The organism is Enterococcus italicus (assembly GCF_023743875.1).
GTDB classification, from domain to species: domain Bacteria; phylum Bacillota; class Bacilli; order Lactobacillales; family Enterococcaceae; genus Enterococcus_G; species Enterococcus_G italicus.
Genome location: NZ_JAMRVB010000001.1, coordinates 594519 through 616637 on the forward strand (window position 1 = coordinate 594519; position 22119 = coordinate 616637).

General features: G+C 39.1%; 17 protein-coding genes. 13 read left to right on the forward strand and 4 right to left on the reverse strand.

Features of this window, described 5'->3' with window-relative positions:
* The first annotated feature begins 4 nt into the window (after positions 1-4).
* The 5 genes from NE257_RS02895 to NE257_RS02915 all read left to right on the forward strand — a co-directional run bounded on the left by NE257_RS02895 (position 5) and on the right by NE257_RS02915 (position 9192).
* Positions 5-799 (forward strand): isoprenyl transferase, encoded by a 795-nt coding sequence (locus NE257_RS02895; RefSeq protein ID WP_040366788.1) that lies wholly within the window; start codon positions 5-7, stop codon positions 797-799.
* Positions 796-1602, forward strand: a complete 807-nt coding sequence (locus NE257_RS02900) for a phosphatidate cytidylyltransferase (protein WP_007208615.1) — start codon at positions 796-798, stop codon at positions 1600-1602. Before NE257_RS02895 ends, NE257_RS02900 begins: the two co-directional genes overlap by 4 nt.
* 166 nt (positions 1603-1768) lie before the next feature.
* The gene (gene rseP / locus NE257_RS02905) at positions 1769-3034 is read left to right on the forward strand and encodes an RIP metalloprotease RseP (RefSeq protein WP_007208614.1); all 1266 of its coding nucleotides are present in this window, start codon (positions 1769-1771) and stop codon (positions 3032-3034) included.
* 23 nt (positions 3035-3057) lie between these two features.
* A complete protein-coding gene (proS, locus tag NE257_RS02910) occupies positions 3058-4728 on the forward strand; it encodes a proline--tRNA ligase (RefSeq protein ID WP_251851358.1) in 1671 nt (556 codons plus the stop codon).
* Positions 4729-4854: 126 nt separating this feature from the next.
* Positions 4855-9192: a PolC-type DNA polymerase III gene (locus NE257_RS02915; protein WP_251854397.1), complete on the forward strand. Its 4338-nt coding sequence runs from the start codon at positions 4855-4857 to the stop codon at positions 9190-9192.
* 239 nt (positions 9193-9431) lie between these two features.
* Here the strand turns inward: NE257_RS02915 and rlmD are convergent, their stop codons facing one another.
* The gene (gene rlmD, locus NE257_RS02920; protein WP_007208611.1) at positions 9432-10808 is read right to left on the reverse strand and encodes a 23S rRNA (uracil(1939)-C(5))-methyltransferase RlmD; all 1377 of its coding nucleotides are present in this window, start codon (positions 10806-10808) and stop codon (positions 9432-9434) included.
* 94 nt (positions 10809-10902) lie between these two features.
* Here rlmD and recX point away from each other — a divergent pair, with 94 nt between their 5' ends.
* The 3 genes from recX (at position 10903) to ntdP (ending at position 13469) form a co-directional block, all read left to right on the forward strand.
* A complete protein-coding gene (gene recX, locus NE257_RS02925) occupies positions 10903-11700 on the forward strand; it encodes a recombination regulator RecX (protein WP_007208610.1) in 798 nt (265 codons plus the stop codon).
* The gene (gene mutY, locus NE257_RS02930) at positions 11687-12832 is read left to right on the forward strand and encodes an A/G-specific adenine glycosylase (RefSeq protein WP_251854399.1); all 1146 of its coding nucleotides are present in this window, start codon (positions 11687-11689) and stop codon (positions 12830-12832) included. The genes recX and mutY overlap by 14 nt, the downstream gene beginning before the upstream one ends.
* Before the next feature lie 103 nt (positions 12833-12935).
* On the forward strand, positions 12936-13469 hold the full coding sequence (ntdP, locus tag NE257_RS02935; RefSeq protein ID WP_007208608.1) for a nucleoside tri-diphosphate phosphatase: 534 nt from the start codon (positions 12936-12938) through the stop codon (positions 13467-13469).
* A gap of 159 nt (positions 13470-13628) precedes the next feature.
* Here ntdP and NE257_RS02940 read toward each other — a convergent pair whose 3' ends face one another.
* Positions 13629-14066, reverse strand: coding sequence for a GNAT family N-acetyltransferase (locus tag NE257_RS02940; RefSeq protein ID WP_251851362.1), 438 nt, complete (start codon positions 14064-14066; stop codon positions 13629-13631).
* A 135-nt stretch (positions 14067-14201) separates the two neighbouring features.
* Between NE257_RS02940 and NE257_RS02945 the strand changes: the two genes are divergently transcribed.
* The 5 genes from NE257_RS02945 to NE257_RS02965 all read left to right on the forward strand — a co-directional run bounded on the left by NE257_RS02945 (position 14202) and on the right by NE257_RS02965 (position 19263).
* Positions 14202-15341 carry an AI-2E family transporter gene (locus tag NE257_RS02945; protein ID WP_251851363.1) on the forward strand — a complete coding sequence of 380 codons (1140 nt, stop codon included), beginning with the start codon at positions 14202-14204 and terminating at the stop codon, positions 15339-15341.
* Between the two features lie 69 nt (positions 15342-15410).
* Entirely contained in the window at positions 15411-16787 is a 1377-nt protein-coding gene (locus NE257_RS02950; protein ID WP_251851364.1) for a hemolysin family protein, read from the forward strand.
* A gap of 263 nt (positions 16788-17050) precedes the next feature.
* Positions 17051-17194 carry a lipoprotein gene (locus tag NE257_RS02955; protein ID WP_251851365.1) on the forward strand — a complete coding sequence of 48 codons (144 nt, stop codon included), beginning with the start codon at positions 17051-17053 and terminating at the stop codon, positions 17192-17194.
* Positions 17195-17554, forward strand: a complete 360-nt coding sequence (locus NE257_RS02960) for a DUF6287 domain-containing protein (protein ID WP_251885749.1) — start codon at positions 17195-17197, stop codon at positions 17552-17554. It begins immediately after the preceding gene.
* A 128-nt stretch (positions 17555-17682) separates the two neighbouring features.
* Positions 17683-19263, forward strand: a complete 1581-nt coding sequence (locus tag NE257_RS02965) for a peptide chain release factor 3 (protein WP_251851368.1) — start codon at positions 17683-17685, stop codon at positions 19261-19263.
* Between the two features lie 39 nt (positions 19264-19302).
* Here the strand turns inward: NE257_RS02965 and NE257_RS02970 are convergent, their stop codons facing one another.
* Positions 19303-19614, reverse strand: coding sequence for a DUF1827 family protein (locus NE257_RS02970; protein WP_251851369.1), 312 nt, complete (start codon positions 19612-19614; stop codon positions 19303-19305).
* A gap of 223 nt (positions 19615-19837) precedes the next feature.
* Positions 19838-22054 carry an ATP-dependent Clp protease ATP-binding subunit gene (locus tag NE257_RS02975; protein WP_251851491.1) on the reverse strand — a complete coding sequence of 739 codons (2217 nt, stop codon included), beginning with the start codon at positions 22052-22054 and terminating at the stop codon, positions 19838-19840.
* Between the last annotated feature and the right edge of the window lie 65 nt (positions 22055-22119).

Here is a 22119-nt window from a genome sequence, read left to right on the forward strand (position 1 = left end):
AGAGATGTTGCGTTTTTTTCCGGAAAAGAAGAAATACAAACAAGAAGAAGCAGAGCATGCGTTTGATCCAACGCTGCCAGTTCCTGAGCATATCGCAATTATTATGGATGGTAATGGCAGATGGGCCCAAAATCGTCGTCTCCCAAGAGTAGCTGGCCATAAAGAAGGCATGGAGACTGTAAAAAAAATAACGAAGCATGCTTCGAAACTTGGGGTTAAAGTCCTTACACTGTACGCATTTTCGACAGAAAATTGGAAACGGCCGACTGAAGAGGTCGATTTTTTGATGCAGTTACCGGTCGATTTTTTTGATAAATTTGTACCAGAATTAATCAAAGAAAACGTCAAAGTCCACGTCATGGGGTACAAGGAGCATTTACCTGCGCATACTCAAAAGGCAGTCAAACGAGCAATTGATCAAACCAAAATGAACACGGGTATGGTCTTAAACTTTGCGTTAAACTATGGAAGCAGAGCAGAGATTATTACAGCTGTCCAAGAGATTGCATCAGAAGTAAAAGAGAATCAATTGGCTGTCGATGGTATTTCAGAAGAGGTTTTAGCGAAGCATTTAATGACGGGCTTTTTGCCTATAGAATTGAGAGATCCTTCGCTAGTAATTCGGACTAGTGGTGAAGAACGGATTAGTAATTTTTTACTATGGCAAATCGCCTATTCAGAATTCTTCTTTACAAAGGCGTTTTGGCCTGACTTTGATGATAAGCTATTAGAGGAGGCGATTGCGATTTATCAGCATCGAGATCGTCGCTTTGGTGGCGTGAAGGAGGAAAAGAAATGAGACAAAGAGTGATCACTGCTGTCGTGGCGTTGGCGCTATTTTTACCAATTGTATTTTTTGATTTTGGTGGTCAAGCAGTGAATCTTATGGCAGCAGTATTTGCTGGTGTCGGCGTATATGAATTATTTCGCATGAAACAACTGACGGTAGTGAGTATTGAAGGTGTTTTGGCGATTATTGGAGCCGTACTAATTGTATTACCTAAAGATCCTTGGTTTGCTTTCCTATCAGATACGACATCCAAGTACGCACTGATTTATTTCATTGTGATGCTCTTTCTTGGGTTATCAGTAATTTCAAAAAATACCTACACGATTGAGGAAGCTGCCTATCCAATTCTTGCCATGTTTTATGCTGGTGTTGGTTTTGAGTCCTTTGCTTTAGCGCGTTCATCTAGTGTAGTTGTTTTATTTTTTGGTTTATTTATTGTCTGGGCGACCGATATTGGTGCCTATATGATTGGCAGACAATACGGCAAACGAAAACTATGGCCAGAAATTTCACCGAATAAAACGATTGAAGGTGCCTTAGGTGGGATTGCTTGTGCGCTAGCCATTGCGATTGTCTATTTGCTTGTCTTTCCAGCGAATACGTATTTTGGGCACAATTATTTTGTCATGATTGGCTTAACGATTGTTTTATCGATTATTGGACAATTTGGTGATTTAGTTGAATCAGCGATTAAACGACATTTTGAAGTAAAAGATTCGGGAACGATTCTACCAGGACACGGGGGCATCTTGGATCGATTTGATAGCATGATTTTTGTTTTTCCAATGATGTACTTGTTAGGAATATTTTAACCAACGCCTCAGTTACTTGTATACAAGTGATTGAGGTCTTTTTGAGTGAACGTTAAATTCTCATTACAAAAAAGTGGTTTGATTGTGATTCTTTTTTTGTATGATAAAATAAACTGAATAGTCTATTGCCATAGAATAGAAAAAAGATCGAAAGCGAGGATACAAAATGAAGGCACTTTTAGTGTTCCTTTTTATATTTTCAATTGTTGTCGTTGTCCATGAATTTGGTCATTTTTATTTTGCAAAACGTGCCGGGATTTTAGTACGTGAATTTGCAATCGGAATGGGACCTAAGATTTTTTCTCATCAAGGAAAAGATGGCACGACTTATACAATTCGGATTCTTCCATTAGGCGGATATGTGCGGATGGCTGGATTTGAAGAAGAGGATGGATTAAAACCCGGGATGTTTGTCCAGCTTGTCTTGGATGAGCAAAACAATGTCATAAAAATAAATACGAGTAAAAAAATTCAATTGACCAATGCCGTCCCAGTGGAGGTCACTGCACAAAATTTAGTTGATGAGCTAACCATTACTGGATATGTTAATGGACAAGAGGCCGATGAGCAACAATTTTACGTGTCACCCATTGCAACCATTATTGAAGAGGATGGTACAGAAGTCCGTATTGCACCACGAGACGTCCAGTTTCAATCTGCCAAGCTTTGGCAACGAATGCTAACCAATTTTGCTGGACCGATGAATAATTTCATTTTGGCGGTCTTTTTGTTTTTTATTTTAATTTTGCTGCAAGGTGGCGTTCAAGATCCTCAGTCGACGAAAATAGGAAGTGTGGCGACTGATAGTCCGGCCGCCACAGCTGGCCTAAAAACAGGTGACACCATTCAAGAAATTAATGGTACGACGGTATCGAATTGGTCAGAGCTTACGCAAGCTGTACAAAAAAATGGATCTGATGAACTGACGGTTGTCTATAAAAGCGGAAGCCAGTCTAAAACGGTGACCATGACACCTAAAAAAAATACCGTGAATGACCAAACAGTCTACCAAGTTGGTGTTGGGATATCGATGAAAACGGGTATCATGGATAAGATAATTGGCGCGTTTACTATGAGTATCAATAGTTTTGTTCAAATATTTGTTGCTCTGGGTTCACTTTTAAAAAGCTTTAGTCTGGATAAACTCGGCGGACCAGTTGCAATTTACCAGATTTCTTCACAAGCTGCTACGCAAGGTTGGACGACGATCATCGGTGTCATGGCGATGATTTCTATGAACCTTGGAATATTTAACCTACTGCCAATACCTGCTTTAGATGGTGGCAAGTTGGTCTTAAATATCATTGAAGGCGTTCGTGGAAAACCGTTGAGTCAAGAAAAAGAAGGCATCATTACGTTGATTGGCTTTGGCTTTATGATGTTATTAATGATTTTGGTTACTTGGAATGATATTCAGCGCTTTTTCTTTTAATGGGGAAATAAAGGGAGAAAAAAATGAAGCAATCACACTTATTAGTGCCGACTTTACGAGAAACACCGAGTGAGGCCGATGTGCGTAGCCATCAATTGTTGGTTAGGGCTGGTTATATTCGGCAAATAGCGACAGGGGTATATGCTTATTTGCCTCTTGCACAAAGAGTTATGAAAAAAATTACTGCGATCATTAAAGATGAGCTAGATGCGATAGGTGCAAATGAAATGCAAATGCCGAATATCTTGCCTATGGATTATTGGCAAGATGATGCTTGTCGACGTCTTTGTACGTCATCTTTATTTGAAGTGAGTGATCGGAATCAAAGGCAATACATGCTCGCACCCTCGCAGGAGAAAGCATTCATTGAGCTAGTAAGAAATGAAGTGCAATCCTATAGAAAACTGCCACTGAAACTGTATCAAGTGCAGATGAAGTACCGTGATGAAAAGAAGCCAAAGTTTGGATTTTTGTATAGTCGGGAATTTTTAATGACTGATTTTTATTCCTTTCATGCCGGTGCAGTGAGCTTGGAGCAAACCTATCAGCAAGTAGAATCAAGCATCAAAACTATTTTGGCTCGATGTGGGCTAACGTATCATCTCGTATTGGGCCATACGAACCGAGTAGGCATTGAAAAAGTCAAAGAGTTTATGGCCTTAGCATCATTTGGAGATGAACAACTTTGTTTATCAGACCAAGGTACATACGTTGCCACTTTAGACTTAGCAGAAGCAAAATACCAAGGGAAAACGTCGGACCAACCGCCACTACCGTTAGAAAAAGTAGCACAAACAGCGGACCAAGAAATAACCATTCGCTCTTATTTATATTTTGTTGATGAGCAGCCGACTCTGATAGTATTACGAGCCAGTGATCAGTTAAATCTGGAAAAGGTCAAGCTATTTTATCCCGAAAAACAAGTTATTCCAGCTTCAAAAGAACAAAAGCAACTGTATTTCGATGCGACGAATGGGGTGGTTACACCTGTCCATTCGTCACCTGAAATCACGGTTATTGCTGATACCTATCTACAAGATTTAACGAATATGACTTGTTATGCTGATGAAGAGGGCTATCTTTATCTGAATGTGAATAGTCCTCGTGACTTCCATATTTCGTCCTATAGTGATTTTCGGATGGTACAAGAAGGGGACTTAATGCTTGACGGTGAGGAGACGCTTCGCATTGAAAAAGGGCTGAAAATCGGTCATATGATGACCATGTCAAAAGAATATAGTCAGGCACTTTCAGCGCAGTTTATTGATGAAACTGGTCAAGCAGTACCCACTCGTATTTGTTATTGCAGTATTGGTGTGAGTCGTTTGCTCTCATTGATTGTCGAACAACATTGCGACGAAAATAAAATTCAATGGCCCAATACGGTAGCACCATTCGATGCTCATGTGGTTCCAATTGATTACCAAGACAGCGATCAGCAGCAACTTACCGATGAAATAGTTGAGCAAATGGAACAAGCAGAATACGAAGTTTTGTTGGATGATCGTGTTGAGCGTGCAGGTGTGAAATTTGCCGATGCGGATTTAATAGGCTGTCCAATCCGCATTACGATTGGAAAGAAAGCCAAAGAAGGTATTGTAGAAATTAAGCTTCATCAGTCAGGAGATTCGCTTGAAATACGCAAGGAAGAGTTAGTAGCAACGCTGGCTATTCTAACTCACACCAATGAATGAAAAGGAAAGGCTGTCGGGTATGGATTCCGTATTCGACAATTTTTTTTCGTTAAAGCAACGTTAAAAGCAAAAAAATGGTATAGTTTATACTGAGCATTTGACTAGAATGGTAAGGAGGCGTACTTTTTGGAAAATCAAAAAGCAAAATATGACATACTTCTGGAGCAAATGCAACTACCAGAATCAATTAAAAACACACCGCTCTTAAAAAGCGGACAATTAAAACAAGTTCTCGTCCATACCGAATCAAGAAAATGGACGTTTCAACTTTTATTTGCGGAAATTTTACCGATTGACCTGTATCAGATTTTTTTACAAAATTTAACTTTAGCTTTTCAACAAATCGCAACGGTCGAGTTACAGATAGAAGCGACAAATCATGCTTATGATGGCACACAGTTAGTTGAGTATTGGCAATTTATTAATGAAAACCAACCATTTGCTACACCGTTTATTCAGCAGGTAGTAAAAGACTGCATTCCCACTGTTGCAAATGATCAGGTGACCATTAAAGTAGCCAATGAATCGGCTATCTCTTTAGTAATGCAGCAGTATTTTCCAACCTTAGCTCAGCTGTTTCAACAAGCTGGCTTTCCGAAATTGCGCTTTGTCGCAGAATTTGATCAAACACAAGCACTGCAAGATTTAGAGGCGCACGAGGAACGCAAAAAAAACCAACAAGAAATTTTTATGAAGCAAGCTGCAGAGGCAGTTGCTTTGCATGAACAAAGAGCCAAAGCCGCAGAGAAAGATGGTCCAGCCTATGATGGTCCGATTGCGTTAGGAAGAGCTATTCCGAAAGAAGAATTAATTACACCAATGGGCAATATTTTGGAAGAAGAGCGTAGAATTACGATCGAAGGCTACATTTTCGATAAAGAAGTCCGCGAATTACGATCGAAAAGAAAAATTTTGATTTTAAAAATTACTGACTACACGTCTTCCTTTATTGTTAAAAAGTTCTCATCTGGTGAAAAAGATGAACAGATATTTGATGCAATTCAAACTGGAAAATGGCTAAAAGTCAGAGGAAGCATCCAAGAAGATACGTTTATGCGTGATTTGGTCATGAATGCCCAAGATTTGGTGGAAGTCACTCATGCACAACGAGTCGATCGTGCACCTGAGGATCAAAAACGGGTTGAACTACACGTGCATTCCAATATGAGCCAAATGGATGCAACAAATAAAGTCGGAGATTTCGTGGCCCAAGCAGCTAAGTGGGGACATAAAGCCATCGCTATTACCGATCATGGAGGCGCACAATCTTTTCCTGATGCTCACCAAGCAGCTAAAAAAGCCGGAATTAAAATGATTTACGGGGTAGAGGCAAATATTGTCGATGACGGTGTCCAAGTGGCATACAATCCAAAACCAACGCCACTAGCCGATGCAACTTATGTCGTCTTTGACGTGGAGACAACGGGACTGTCAGCTGTTTACGATACGATTATTGAATTAGCCGCGGTGAAAATGCACAAAGGGAATGTAGAAGCATCTTTTGATGAATTTATTGATCCTGGGCACCCATTATCGAATACTACCATCAATTTGACTGGAATTACGGATGAAATGGTTCGTGGGTCAAAATCGGAAGAAGAAGTATTGCGTCTATTTCGCGAATTTTCAGAAGGAGCGGTTTTGGTCGCACATAATGCGTCATTTGATATGGGCTTTTTGAATACTAGTTATCGAAAATATGGTATTCCTGAAGCGGAAAATCCCGTGATTGATACACTCGAGCTAGCCCGCTACCTTTATCCGGAATTTAAACGGTTTGGTTTAGGTGTCTTGTCAAAAAAATTCGGTGTAAGTCTCGAACAACATCACCGTGCGATTTACGATGCGGAAGCGACAGGGCATTTGGCTTGGATTTTTGTGAAAGAGGCAATGGAGCATCACAAGATGTTTTTACATGAAGACCTTAATCGCCATGTCGGCGGAGAAAATAGTTATCGGGCGGCGAGACCATTTCATGCGACGATTTTGGTACAGACGCAAAAAGGGTTGAAAAACTTATTTAAATTAATCTCAATGTCCAATGTCACTTATTTCCATGATAAGGTTCCTAGAATTCCACGCTCTGAATTAGTCAAGCTGCGTGAAGGATTGATTGTCGGATCAGGCTGTGACAAAGGAGAGGTCTTTGTTGCGATGATGCAAAAAGGGGTCGAAGCTGCGAAAAAGCTGGCAGAATTTTATGATTATATTGAAATCATGCCAAAACCCGTGTATGCACCATTAATTGAGCAAGAATTAATAAAAAACGAAGCTGATTTGGAAGAAATTATTACTAACTTAATACAAATTGGTGATGAATTAAATAAACCGGTAGTAGCGACCGGAAATGTCCATTACTTGAATGAAGAAGACAGTATCTATCGCAAAATACTGATTAATTCCATGGGTGGGGCCAATCCTTTAAATCGTCATAGTCTACCCAAAGTGCACTTCCGTACAACTGATGATATGCTGCGAGAGTTTGACTTTTTAGGTAGTGAGCGTGCACAAGAGGTCGTTGTGACCAATCCGAATGCGTTAGTCGACCGATGTGAGACAGTAGTGCCAGTCAAAGATAAGTTGTATACGCCTAAAATTCCTGGTTCTGAAGAAGAAATTACGCAATTAAGTTATACTCGAGCCAAAGAATTGTATGGTGATCCTTTGCCAGATATCGTAGAAAAACGCCTCGAAAAAGAATTGCATTCGATTATCGGTAATGGGTTTTCTGTTATCTATCTTATTTCTCAAAAATTGGTGCATAAAAGTAATCAAGATGGCTATCTTGTAGGTTCTAGGGGATCAGTCGGTTCTAGTTTTGTAGCAACAATGACTGGTATTACTGAGGTGAATCCATTAGCTCCGCATTACTATTGTCCAAACTGCCAGTACTCTGAGTTTTATGAAGACGGTTCGTTTGGCTCAGGATTCGATATGCCTGAAAAGAAATGTCCGAAATGTGATGCACGACTTAAAAAAGACGGTCATGATATTCCTTTCGAGACCTTTTTAGGTTTCCATGGCGACAAAGTACCAGATATTGATTTGAATTTTTCTGGTGAATATCAACCTGAAGCCCACAATTATACAAAAGTCTTATTCGGTGAAGATTATGTGTATCGTGCAGGGACGATTGGTACGGTTGCTGACAAAACGGCGTATGGCTTTGTAAAAGGCTATGAAAGAGACCACAATTTGCATTTTCGTGGTGCGGAAATTGACCGACTCGCTAAAGGTGCGACGGGTGTCAAGCGAACGACCGGTCAGCATCCAGGGGGAATCATTGTTATTCCTGATTATATGGACGTGTATGATTTCACACCGATTCAATTTCCGGCAGATGATATTCACTCGGAATGGAAAACCACTCACTTTGATTTCCATTCCATTCATGACAACATCTTAAAGCTTGATATTCTCGGTCATGATGATCCGACAGTGATTCGTATGTTACAAGATTTATCTGGAATTGATCCGAAAACCATTCCGACTGATGACCCCGAAGTGATGAAAATTTTTGAAGGGACAGATGTCTTAGGTGTAACGCAAGAGGCTATCTATTCAAAGACGGGGACGTTAGGTATTCCTGAATTTGGAACACGGTTTGTCCGAGGTATGCTTGAGCAAACCCATCCGTCAACGTTTGCGGAATTATTACAAATCTCTGGTTTATCACATGGAACCGATGTTTGGTTAGGCAACGCTGAAGAGTTGATTCGTCGTGGTGAGGCGAACTTAGCCAATGTCATCGGCTGTCGGGATGATATTATGGTTTACTTAATTCATGCGGGCTTGGATGATGGGCTAGCGTTTAAAATCATGGAAAGTGTCCGTAAAGGAAAAGGTATTCCTGATGATTGGCAAGAAGAGATGCGCAAACAAAATGTGCCAGAGTGGTACATTGATTCTTGTTTAAAAATAAAATATATGTTCCCGAAAGCCCATGCTGCGGCGTATGTGTTGATGGCCTTACGGGTTGCATATTTTAAAGTGTATTTCCCGATTCTTTATTACTGTGCGTATTTTTCAGTTCGCGCGGCCGATTTTGATCTGGTGGCGATGAGTAAGGGAAAACAAGCAGTGAAAGATTTGATGAAAGAAATCAATGACAAAGGAATGGATGCCTCGACCAAAGAAAAAAATCTCTTGACCGTACTTGAACTTTGTAATGAAATGCTAGAGCGAGGGTATAACTTTGGGATGATTGATTTATATAAATCAGATGCTGAAAACTTTGTTATTGATGGTGATACATTGATTGCACCGTTTCGCGCTGTTCCTAGTTTGGGGCTAAGTGTTGCTAAGCAAATCGTCGAAGCGCGTAAGGATGGTCCATTCTTATCTAAAGAAGATTTAGCGAATCGGGGGAAAGTTTCGAAAACCTTGATTGAATACATGACAGATAATGGTGTCTTAAAAGATTTACCAGATGAAAACCAACTTAGTTTGTTTGATATGTTGTAAAAAAACAAGACAGAATGATGCAACACGAAGCAAAAAGACCGTAAAATCCAAAAAGTTATGTCTCAAACTTTTGGCGTTTATGGTTTTTTTTGCAGTACAAAACTGCTATTGTCACAACCTAATTAAGAATTGTTCTAAAAGTAGCTCTCTTTGCAATAAGTCAAAACTTCTTAAAAATTTGAAGAGCAATTTTTAGAATTTCTGACTTATTGCGCGGAGCTAGACGCTTTTATTACAACCTATTTTTTAGTTAGTTTTACGACGACTTCGCAGCGAGCAGTCTGGGGAAACATATCGACAGATTGCAAATAATCAACACGATAGACTTTTGCCAGTTGTACGAGGTCACGTGCAAGGGTGGAGACGTTACAAGAGACATAGACCAACCGTTTGCTAGGGTGACGCAAGAGGGTTTGTAATAATTTGTCATCCAAACCGGTGCGTGGTGGGTCAACGACGATGGCATCTGCATGGTAGCCATCTTTCACCCATTTTGGAATCAGATCTTCAGCGGTGCCAGTCTCATAGTGCGTATTTGTAAGTCCTTTTCGTTGGGCATTTTTTTTGGCATCGGTAATTGCTTGCGAAATGGTATCCATGCCACGGACTTGTTTAACAAATGGGGCGACACTTAAACCAATTGTTCCGACACCACAATAGGCGTCAATGACAGTATCTGACGACTGATAGTCAAGAGCACGAATGGCTTCTTGATAGAGAACACTTGTCTGATAAGGATTTAATTGGAAGAAGGCGCGTGCGGATAAATCAAACGTTACTTCGTTGATTTGTTCTTCAATTGTATCTTTGCCCCAAAGGTTGACCGTTTTCTCACCCATTACGAGCGAAGTCTTTTTGTTTTGGATATTTTGCATGATTGATACGACGTTTGGTAAACGAGTCGTCAGTTCTCTTATTAGTGCTTGTTTGGATGGAAATTTTTCTGAATTGGTAATAAAGACAAGTTGTAGTTCATTGGTTATGACACCAATTCGCACCATCAATGTCCGAAAGATGCCGCTGTTTTTCTTCTCGTCATAAACAGGTACGTTGTATTTGTTTAAGAGTTGGACCGTTGTGTTTAGGACTTGCTGCGTTTGCGGCTCTTGAACTAAGCAATCATCAATCGGCACTAGTTCGTGACTATTCGGACGATAGAGTCCAGCTTCAATTCGTTGACGCTTATTAGAATATCTTAGTTGGAATTGAGCTTTATTACGGTAATGCCAAGGATCATCCATGCCAATCGTTGGTCGTAAGTCAAATTCTTGGTAGCCTTTTGGTTTGAATTTTTGCAGTGCTTGCTTTAGTAAATCCCGCTTAAATACCAGTTGCTTGTTGTAGGATAGATGTTGTAGTTGACAGCCCCCGCATTCTTCATAAACATGGCAAGGTGGTGTGATACGATTGGGGCTTTTTTTGACAATTTTAGTGACTTGGCCTTCAGCAAATTTTTGCGAAACGTTGGTTACTGTCGCCACGACTTCTTCACCAGGTAGGGCGTTTGGAATGAATAGAATTAGATTACGAAAATACCCGATTCCTTCCCCGTTTATGCCTAATCGTTTGATTTTTAGTTGGACTGTTTGCCCTTTTTTGATTGCTGCTTGTATCATTGAAAGCTCCTTTGAAATTGTATTCTTCTAATTGTAACATACATGCCGAGCCGAAAAAAATATGGTACACTGAAAAAGGATTGGAGTTGGGCGCATGAAAGTCATAAAGGTAAGCAAACATAAAAAAGATAGCTACCAAGTAGAATTTGACAATGATGTTTCATTACTTGTCTCAGAAGATTTGCTAGTGGAATTTCGCTTAATAAAAGACAATGAACTTAGCTCAGACGAGTGGGACAAGCTTGTGTATAAGGCGAGCTATGATCGCGGGTTGCAACTTGCTTTAAACTATATTAGTTATCAATTGCGAACAGTCCAAGAAGTCGACCGCTTTTTGAAAGAAAAGGAATTTACCAGTGAAAATCGCAAAAAAATTATCGAGCGACTCGCGGAACTACAGGTGATTGACGATACTTTTTATGCGCAGAGCTATGTCCGCACTCAGCTTGCGTTATCCGATAAAGGACCAAAGCAAATTCAACAAAAACTGAAGCAAAAAGGGATAAAAGAAACAATTATTCAAGATGCGCTCCAATTGTTTGACGAGCAAAGTGAAGTTGACTTAGCACTTCGTACGGCGATGAAATTAAATCAGCGCATTCATCACAAAAGTCATCGCGAACGACTGCAAAAAATTCGGTTAGGCTTGCTTCAAAAAGGTTATCAATCTCAAGTTATCGAACAAGTGATGGGACAGATAGAGATTGAAGAAGATGAACAAGAAGAAAACTTGGCGTTGGAGAAGGCGGGCTGGTTGCTTTGGCGCAAAAATCAGCGTTTGTCGCTCGTTAAAAGAAGACAAAAAGTAAAACAAGGCTTATATGCGAAAGGATTTGCAATCGAGCAGATTCAAGAGTTTATAGATAGGGAATGTATAGATGAGTCAGAATAAAATGAACTGGTCACAAGCAACTATTAGCGCTTTTCAAGAGGCCTTTTTAATTTGGTACCATCGCGAGAAGCGCCAATTACCTTGGCGGGAATACCGAGATCCCTATGCGATTTGGATTTCAGAAATTATGCTCCAACAGACCAGAGTTGAAACGGTCATTGGTTATTATTACCGCTTTATGAAAGAATTTCCTACCATTCAGGACTTAGCTAATGCACCGGAAGACAAATTACTAAAAGTCTGGGAAGGGTTAGGCTATTATTCACGAGCTAGGAATTTACAAGTCGCGGCCAAACAAATTGTCACTGAGTATGGGGGTCAATTTCCAAAAAGGGTCGCGGAGATTCGTGAATTAAAGGGAATTGGGCCGTATACTACAGGTGCGATTGCAAGTATTGCATTTGGCATTGCTGAGCCGGCTATTGACGGCAATGTGATGCGCGTCACCAGTCGTCTATTTGGCATCACTGACGACATCGCAAAAGCCAGCACACGGAAAGTGTTTGACGCGTATGTGCGCGATATATTATCGCCGGTGGAACCTGGAGAGATGAATCAAGCCTTTATGGATTTAGGCTCGAGTATTTGCACGCCGACTTCTCCAGATTGCCAGCGCTGTCCGCTTATCGATTTTTGTTATGCGTATAAAACGGAGCAGACCACTGCTTTTCCTGTTAAATCAAAAAAACAAAAACCAAAGAACCTGTATTATTTGGCTGCGGCGATTGAGAATGCGGACCATGAGTTTGCCTTAGTGAAGCGACCATCTGAAGGTTTATTAGCCAATATGTGGCTCTTTCCAATGCAAGAGGTATCAGAGGATGAGTACCGGACTATTCAGCGTACATGGGATAAAAGTGATCAGCAGCTTGATCTAGGTCTAGTCGCAGAGGAGACGATTGAGCCATTTTCAGATTATGGTGATGTCATTTGGCAAACACGGCATTTAGGAGAAGTGACCCATATCTTTAGTCACTTAAAATGGCACGTACTTTTGTTTTATGGTCGCAAAGTTGGTCAAGATGTAAGCCAAGAGCTAAATTGGGTTAAACAAAAGGACTTCGCTAATTATGTCTTTCCAAAGCCCCAACAGAAACTTGTCGAGCAATTGAAGAAAAATGGGAAACAATAAAGAATAGTGCTAGGCAAAAAAATTTTTTATTGTTATAATATTACTGATATTGGTGGATTCCACTAAACTATTGCGTTGATGTTTCGCTGAGGGAAGGGTTGCTATGCGAGTTCCGAAAGAAGGAGAGTTTGTCAGCATTCAAAGCTACAAACACGATGGCAATTTGCACCGAACGTGGCGTGATACCATGGTATTGAAGACAAGCGAATATTCAATGATTGGATTAAATGACCATACGTTGGTCACGGAATCAGATGGTAGACGTTGGGTTACACGTGAACCAGCCATTGTATACTTTCATAAAAAATATTGGTTCAATGTCATTGCGATGATTCGAGAAAAAGGTGTTTCTTATTATTGCAATCTAGCTTCGCCTTATCTTTTGGATGAAGAAGCACTAAAATACATTGACTATGATTTGGACATTAAAGTATTTCCTGATGGTGAAAAGCGCCTACTTGACGTCGATGAATACGAGTTACACAAGAAGATGATGCACTATCCTCGTGATATTGACTTTATTTTGAAAGAAAATGTCAAAATTTTGGTTGATTGGATAAATAATGGGGAAGGGCCGTTTTCTGAAGGGTATGTTGATATCTGGTATGATCGCTATAAGCAATTGTCACAAAGATAATCGACTATGAAAGTAGTCCAGAAGGCTGAGACAGAAGTGTTCAGCTACATGCAAAAAGACCATAGAATTCGAAAGTTGTTTCTTAAACTTTTAGGTTCTATGGTCTTTTTGCTAATAGCTATTTTTTTGACGCTATACGATGAATTAGCCACATCAACTTTACTCCATGAGTACTTTTTGCATAGCAATATGCTTGATACCTGCATCTTGAAAGTAGTCACCAAAGGGTTTGAAGCCCAGTGCTCGATAGAATCCTTCCGCGGTTACTTGTGCGCCTAATTCAATACGAGTAAATGCTAGTTCTTCACATCTTTTTTCGATTTCTTTTATTAGTAGTGCACCATTGCCGGTTCCTCTAGCAGTTTTTTTGACAGCCATCCGTTGTAGTTTTGCCACACCATTCGCTTTTTCTAGAATACGCGCTGTCGCTATCGGTTGGCTTGCTTCATACAATACGAAATGAATCGCATGTGCTTCATCTTGATCGATTTCTAGCTCTACTGGCACTTTTTGTTCATCTACAAAGACTTCTTTTCGTAAAGCTAATGCATCCAAATATATTTGGCTTAATGTATCTTTTGTTTGTCTTATGATCATCTGGTCACCTCATCGTTTTATTAGGATAACTATACACTTTTTTTTCTCACACTGTAAAGAAGTAGAAAATTGACTCTAAAGTTTTCTTTTATGCCTAAATAACATATAATAAAGCCTATAAAAGGGGGAAGTCTATTGCTAAATTCAAAAAAGAGACAACATTTGCTTTTTTGGTCTGTAGAAATTTTGATTGGTGCGACACTCATCTACGTACTGAGTAAGATTGGGTTTTTATTTCAACCAGTAGGAACATTTTTTTCTACCTTATTTATACCTGTTTTAATTGCAGGGTTTTTGTATTACGTCTTAAACCCAGTGGTTAGTTTATTAACAGAGCGGTTCCACTTTAAACGAATTTTAGCGATTGCCCTAGTATTTATTTTACTAATAGTGGCACTAGTCTTGATTGTTGTCAGTGTTATTCCGAATTTGGTCAACCAAATTGCCCAACTAGCGACAAATATCCCATCATTTGTTTCAGATGTGGAAAGTTGGCTCTATAATATTTCACAAACAGAGTGGTTAAAAAAAGTGGATGTGATGGAGGAACTTGATAAATTTAATCTTTCATATGGATCAATTTTGCAAAATTTTTTAAGTGGCCTTTCTAGTAGCTTGGGCTCAATCGTATCGACAATTGCCAATGCGGCGATGATAGTGATTACCGCGCCATTTATTTTGTTTTATATGTTAAAAGATGGTCATAAATTTGTACCAAACGTCGAAAAAGTCTTATCACCAAAACGTAGCTCCCAAGTGTCAGACTTGATGGGACAGCTTAATAAGACACTCTCGAATTATATTAGTGGTCAAGCGATTGAATGTCTTTTTGTCGGAACCTTTACTTTTTTAGGTTATTGGCTGATTGGTGTCGATTATGCCTTCTTATTTGGGGTCATTGCTGGTTTTGCTAACTTGATTCCTTATCTGGGTCCGTATATCGGTCTATTACCAGCTGTTTTGGTAACAATCTTCAATGATCCATTCAAAGCATTGTTGTGCTGTATTGTAGTTTTAGTCGTGCAACAATTAGATGGAAACATCATCTATCCGAATGTTATCGGCAAGTCACTCGCCATTCACCCATTAACAATCATCATCGTTTTGCTAGTAGCTGGTAATTTAGCAGGCTTACTGGGTATCTTTCTAGGCGTACCTTTTTATGCAATCTGTCGGACTATTATTGTTTTTGTTTATAAAATGATTCAAGATGCCAGAAGTCATAAAGATGACGATGGCAAAAAGGATTCTGTTGCAAAGAAAGAATCTTTATGATACGATTTTAGCGTGGATTTATCCATGCTTTTTTTTACTATTTTTTTATGAATAAGGAGAGAAAAAACTATGAATGCTGACCCCGAGAGTCAGTCGCTTTTAGCGCAAATTTTAATTTTGATTGTTTTAACACTAATCAATGCTTTTCTGGCTGCCGCCGAAATTTCTGTTGTATCCATCAACAAAAATCGTGTGGAACAAAAAGCAGAAGAGGGAAATCTTAAATCCAAAAAGTTGTTGAAGATTCTTGAAAATCCCACCAATTTCTTATCGACAATCCAAGTTGGGATTACCTTAGTAAACATTTTGTCAGGGGCTTCCTTGGCAGAGAGTTTGACGGATAAGTTGGCACCAGTGCTAGGTGGCACATCTGCTGCAAAGAGTCTTGCAAATCTGATTATTTTAGCTATTTTGACCTACGTATCAATTGTGTTTGGTGAGCTTTATCCAAAACGAGTGGCATTAAACAAATCAGAAGAAATTGCACAGGCTACCTCAGGAGTGATTCAAGCAATAGGAATCGTGATGAAACCATTCGTATGGTTGCTGTCGGCTTCGACAAGCTTATTGGCTAGAATTACCCCAATGAAATTTGATGATGTAGACGAAAAAATGACGCGTGATGAAATGCGTTATATGCTTGAAACAGAAGGTGTCCTAGAGGATGACGAACTTGAAATGTTACAAGGTGTCTTTTCTTTAGATACAAAAGTAGCTCGTGAAGTAATGGTCCCTCGTACGGATGCATTTATGGTAGACATAAATGATTCAGTAAGTGAAATCTTAACCAGAGTCTTACAAGAAAACTTCTCTAGAATTCCAGTCTATAATGAAGACAAAGATAAAGTCATTGGTGTCTTGCATACCAAAAATTTATTAAAAGCAGCTTACAAAGTTGGTTTTGATCAATTAGTGCTACAAGAAATCTTGCAAGAACCACTATTTGTCCCAGAAACTGTCTTTATTGATGATTTATTATATGAATTGAAGCGAACACAAAACCAAATGGCTATCCTATTAGATGAATATGGTGGTGTAGTAGGGATTGTGACGTTGGAAGATTTATTAGAGGAAATTGTCGGCGAGATTGACGACGAAACAGATGAAGTTGAGAATCTATATGAGAAAATATCAGATCGAGAATACCTTATCCAAGGTCGAATGTTAATTGATGAGTTCAATGAATTATTTGGAACGAATTTGCACATGTCGGATGTTGATACGATGGCTGGCTACTTGATTACAGCATTAGGAACGATTCCTGATGAAGGTGAAAAGTTATCATTTAAGGTTGATAATATAACGCTAACTTCCGAAGAAATGGAAGGAAGCCGTGTCTTAAAAATAAAAGTTGTCTTTAGCGAAATTCAAGAGGAAAATGAAGAGCCCGAGGAGGAACGTCGCTTCTTTAAAAAAGACTTCGAGGATGACGAGCCAAGAAGATGAAAAAATTGCAGAAAGATTAGGGCTTATCCAGTAAGCTTTCAATAATAAATCGCGAAATTCCGAAAATTGCTTCTCAAGTTTTCGACTGAGTGTTGAAAGAGTAGCTTTTATAAATCGGTTATGTATGTTAAGGCGTGTGACAGAAGTTTGTCACACGTCCTTTTTGTACTTCGCCATATCACAACTCATATAGTAAAATAAAGATAAGGCGATTAATCTTATTAAATGGGTAAAATCAAGAACACGAATTAGGGGGAAGGGACATGAAAAAACTATTTTTATTATTTGTACCAGTACTTTTACTAAGTGGCTGTCAAAGTGCCGAAGAAACGAGTTCATCGACTTCAAAAAGTGAACTGACTAGCACTACTTCAACTACCTCAGTAACAAGTACCAGTAGTCAATAGTTGGTAACCGAACCATCTGAAAACCAAGCTGAAACAGATTTAAATATTGAAGAAATTAACAATAATAATTTTTCTTCTTTAGTAGGTACGTGGGAAAATGGTACAGAAGATACGTTAATTATTTATTCTGACGGGTCTACAAATAAGAATTTAACTGTCCATGGCGTGGAAAATTCGGATCAAACGAGTACGATTCCATATGCCAGTTTGACTGATGGTACGACAGGTGCAGCCTTAGGATTATTTAAAATTGGCTTTGAAAATCCTGACGGCGATCGCTCGGATACATCTAGACCACGAGTTGTCATAGGGCAACAAGGCGGAAACTATTCACCAGAAACCTATTACTACCGCCAATAAAATTTAAAAGAAAAAGCTACTTGCTAAAGGGAATCTTTTTTTACCATTCAAATCATGCTATACTAAATCAGTTGTGTAAGTAAGACAAGCTATAAGAGGAGGCAAGTGCTCTTAACGAGTGACACTATATGAAAAATACAAATTTAAAAGAACAGGTAGATAGTCGGCGAACATTTGCGATTATTTCCCATCCTGATGCTGGGAAAACGACTATCACAGAGCAGTTATTATTATTTGGCGGCGCTATTCGCCAAGCAGGAACTGTAAAAGGAAAAAAAACAGGCAATTTTGCCAAATCTGACTGGATGGAAATTGAAAAACAACGTGGGATTTCTGTGACAAGTTCAGTGATGCAATTTGATTACCAAGATAAAAAAGTGAACATTTTAGATACGCCAGGACATGAGGATTTCTCTGAAGATACTTATCGAACACTGATGGCAGTGGATAGTGCCGTCATGGTTATTGATAGTGCCAAAGGGATTGAAGCGCAAACAAAGAAACTTTTTCAAGTCGTGAAAAAAAGAGGAATCCCAATTTTCACCTTCATCAATAAGTTGGATCGTGATGGTCGGGAACCATTAGACTTATTAGAAGAATTAGAGGAACTATTGGATATTGAGTCTTACCCAATGAATTGGCCGATTGGTATGGGACGGGGATTAGAAGGATTATATGATATTTATAATGAGCGCATTGAATTTTATCGTCCTGAGCAATATGGGGATCAACGCTTTGTTAAGTTAGATGCGAATGGTGAACTTTCAGGCAATCATGCATTAACTGAGAACAGCTTATATCATCAAGTATTAGAAGAGGTTGAATTATTGAAAGAAGCTGGCGATACATTCGATGTTGAAAAAATCGCAAAAGGAAATCAAACGCCTGTCTTTTTTGGCTCGGCATTAACGAACTTTGGTGTGCAAACATTTTTAGAAACATTCCTAAAATTCGCACCTGCGCCGCATAGCAATATGACAGTCGATGGCGAATTGATTCGTCCAGATGAGGAAGAATTCTCAGGATTCGTCTTTAAAATTCAAGCAAATATGAATCCGGCCCATCGTGACCGTATTGCCTTTGTGCGAATTTGTTCAGGAACATTTGAACGCGGCATGGATGTGACGTTACAGCGAACAGGTAAAAAAATGAAGCTAAGCAACGTGACACAATTTATGGCTGATGCGAGAGAAAATATCGAGCAAGCAGTTGCCGGGGATATTATCGGGGTTTACGATACTGGTAATTATCAAATTGGAGATACGTTAACAGAAGGTAAATTAAAAATCAATTATGAAGAATTGCCATCGTTTACGCCGGAGCTATTTATGAAAGTCACGGCTAAAAACGTGATGAAGCAAAAGTCATTTCATAAAGGCATTTATCAGTTAGTCCAAGAAGGTGCGATTCAACTGTACAAAACTTACTTAGCGGATGAATATATTTTGGGAGCAGTAGGACAGCTACAATTTGAAGTCTTCCAGTATCGTATGATGAATGAATACAACTCAGAAGTCATTATGACACCGCTTGGCCATAAGATTGCCCGATGGATTGATCCGAAAGATTTGGATGAACGGATGAGCTCTAGTCGCAATATCTTAGCGAAAGACCGTTTCGACCAGCCGTTGTTTTTATTTGAAAATCAATTTGCTGAAAGATGGTTTATGGAAAAGTACCCACAGATTGAATTGCATAAGTTGATGTAAGAAAAAAAGTGTCACTGCAAATAAATGCAGTGGCACTTTTTAACGGTTAACGGTGTTTGTTCGAGGAATAGAAATTTCAACTAGACCAGGAGTCTGAATCATGGATATCTCGGAGGTATTGTAATTTTCGCTAGGAATTTTTTTTAAGAAGTAGGCGCGAATATCTTCAACTTCAGTTGGTTTGATCGCTCTTTTTTTATTGATTAATAATATTTCATAATGAGTCGGTGCTACTGTATATACAACTGTAATGTCTCCAGCAGTATACACTTTTACCATTTCCGCGTCTGTATTCTCTAATTGTTGCATGACTAGTCTAGAATGGCTATTGGTTACGTTAATTAGTTTCATTTTCTCACCTTCTTCGTTGTGGAATAAAAAAACTTATATTCATAATTAATTATAATTAGTTTTATAAAAAATAGAAAGTAGAAAACACGAAAAGCACACATTTATTTAGGTAAAAGACCAAAAAAGTGGTTTTCTAATTCTAATGAATCAAAAAAAAAAAAGAATTTGCTTTAAATTTTCCATAGTAAAAGGAGTGTGACAAAATTAATCACACTCCTTTTACTTAGTCTTCTACACTTTCTTTGATTACAACTGGTTCAGTTTGCGCTTCAATTAAAATGTGCTCGTTGTCATCTAATGTCGCTTGCAAGTCATGCACTTCAGGATGATCTAGGTAATATTCTGCTACACCGTCTTCCAGCGTATCTTGAATGGTTCTTCTAAGTGGTCGAGCTCCCATTGAAGGATTGTAGCCTAGTTCGACTATCTTTTCTCGAACAGCCACTGGCACATCAAGGTGCAGTTTTTGTTGGTGCAACATGTCATTTACTTCATCAATCATCAAGCCGACAATAGCTTGTAGTTGTTCTTTGCGTAAGGCTTTAAACTCGATAATGCCATCAAAGCGATTAAGAAATTCAGGGACAAAATAGTTTGATAATTGGTTTAACACCGATTTATTTGTACCAGTAATGGACGCACCAAAGCCAACACTTGCTTCGACATTGCCTGTACCAGCATTACTTGTCATAATAATTAAGGTATCTTTAAAGCTAACGGTTCGGCCTTGTGCATCAGTCAATCGACCATCGTCTAGGATTTGGAGGAACATATGCAAGACATCGGGATGGGCTTTTTCGATTTCATCTAAAAGAATCAAGCTGTAAGGATTGCGACGTACTTGTTCTGTTAGTTGACCAGCTTCTTCATAGCCGACATAACCAGGAGGCGAACCGATTAATTTTGAGACGCTATGTTTTTCCATGTACTCAGACATATCAAATCGAATCATGGATTCTGTTGATCCAAATAATTCATAGGCTAATTGCTTAGCAAGCTCGGTCTTACCGACACCAGTTGGACCGACAAATAAGAACGAACCAATTGGACGATTTTTCTTGCCAAGTCCGATACGATTACGACGGATAGCTTTTGCTACTTTGTCTACAGCTTCATCTTGACCGATGACATGTTTTTTAATATCGTCTGCAAGATTACGCAATTGTGTCTGTTCTTTTTCTTTTAGTTCCCCGACTGGAATACCTGTTCGTTGTTCGACCAATTTTTCCATCGTTTTTTCCGTAATGACAGGAATATCTTCATCGGATACTTGTTTTTCTTTAAGCTTTTGTAATTTGGTCACTTGATCACGATAGTAAGCAGCTTTTTCATAATCTTCTTCACGTGACGCTAAGTTTTTTTGCTCTTGGGCATATTGTAATTTTTGTTCGATTAATTTAGGGTCAGTAAACTGAATGGTTAAGTTTTCTTTTGAACCTGTTTCATCGAGTAAGTCAATTGCTTTATCTGGCAGATAGCGATCTTGAATGTAGCGATTTGATAGTTCTGCTGCAGCTCTGATTGCTTCATCAGTATAGTGCACATGATGATAAGATTCATACCTTGGTTGCAACCCTTTTAAAATACGAATTGTTTCTTCAATAGAAGGTTCGTTGACTTTGACTGGTTGCATTCTTCGCTCAAGGGCAGCATCTTTTTCGATGATTCGGTATTCATTTAAGGTTGTTGCTCCGACAAGTTGGATTTCGCCACGAGCGAGTGCGGGTTTTAAGATATTACCGGCATCCAAATTCCCATCTCCAGCCGATCCTGCACCAACAATTTCATGAATTTCATCAATGAATAGAATAATAGTTCCAGCATCTTTGATTTCTTGCAGCAATTTTTGCAGCCGTTCTTCGAATTGACCTCGGATTCCAGTACCTTGTACCAGTGAAGCAACGTCCAATCGAACGACTTCTTTGTTTAGTAGTTTTTGAGGGACTTCACCGTCAATGATTTTTTGGGCTAATCCTTCTACAACCGCAGTTTTTCCGACACCCGGTTCACCTACTAGAACAGGATTATTTTTAGTTCGGCGATTTAAAATTTCAATGACACGTTCAATTTCTTTGTCGCGACCGACAACAGGATCGATTTTTCCTTCGCGTGCCAATTTAGTCATGTTAATCCCATATTCACCTAAAATACCTTGTAAACCGTTATCTCTAGGTGGTTGGTTATTGCCGCCTCCAGTTTGAGTAGGTGGGGTTTGGGTATTATTAGAAGAGTTCATTTGTTGTGACATTTGACGGAAAAAGTCATCTAAATTTCCGAATCCAAATGGATCTTTTTGCATCATTTGACCAGCACTTCCTTCTTGTTGAGCCTTAATTTTTTGATAGCAACTTTGACAATAATCAATTTGTTTGCGTTGGCCAGCAACGTTAGCATACAAATGGATAGTTGCTTCATTTTTTCCACAATTTTGACAAAGCATGGGCTCACGACCTTTCTTTTCATAAATTAAGTCAGTATTGATTGACCAATATTGACCTTTAAAGT

Coding starts and splice junctions, on each gene's coding strand:
- NE257_RS02895 (WP_040366788.1), top strand. CDS start 5: ATGTTGCGTTTTTTTCCGGAAAAGAAGAAATACAAACAAGAAGAAGCA.
- NE257_RS02900 (WP_007208615.1), top strand. CDS start 796: ATGAGACAAAGAGTGATCACTGCTGTCGTGGCGTTGGCGCTATTTTTA.
- rseP (WP_007208614.1), top strand. CDS start 1,769: ATGAAGGCACTTTTAGTGTTCCTTTTTATATTTTCAATTGTTGTCGTT.
- proS (WP_251851358.1), top strand. CDS start 3,058: ATGAAGCAATCACACTTATTAGTGCCGACTTTACGAGAAACACCGAGT.
- rlmD (WP_007208611.1), bottom strand. CDS start 10,808: ATGATACAAGCAGCAATCAAAAAAGGGCAAACAGTCCAACTAAAAATC.
- recX (WP_007208610.1), top strand. CDS start 10,903: ATGAAAGTCATAAAGGTAAGCAAACATAAAAAAGATAGCTACCAAGTA.
- mutY (WP_251854399.1), top strand. CDS start 11,687: ATGAGTCAGAATAAAATGAACTGGTCACAAGCAACTATTAGCGCTTTT.
- ntdP (WP_007208608.1), top strand. CDS start 12,936: ATGCGAGTTCCGAAAGAAGGAGAGTTTGTCAGCATTCAAAGCTACAAA.
- NE257_RS02940 (WP_251851362.1), bottom strand. CDS start 14,066: ATGATCATAAGACAAACAAAAGATACATTAAGCCAAATATATTTGGAT.
- NE257_RS02950 (WP_251851364.1), top strand. CDS start 15,411: ATGAATGCTGACCCCGAGAGTCAGTCGCTTTTAGCGCAAATTTTAATT.
- NE257_RS02955 (WP_251851365.1), top strand. CDS start 17,051: ATGAAAAAACTATTTTTATTATTTGTACCAGTACTTTTACTAAGTGGC.
- NE257_RS02965 (WP_251851368.1), top strand. CDS start 17,683: ATGAAAAATACAAATTTAAAAGAACAGGTAGATAGTCGGCGAACATTT.
- NE257_RS02970 (WP_251851369.1), bottom strand. CDS start 19,614: ATGAAACTAATTAACGTAACCAATAGCCATTCTAGACTAGTCATGCAA.
- NE257_RS02975 (WP_251851491.1), bottom strand. CDS start 22,054: ATGCTTTGTCAAAATTGTGGAAAAAATGAAGCAACTATCCATTTGTAT.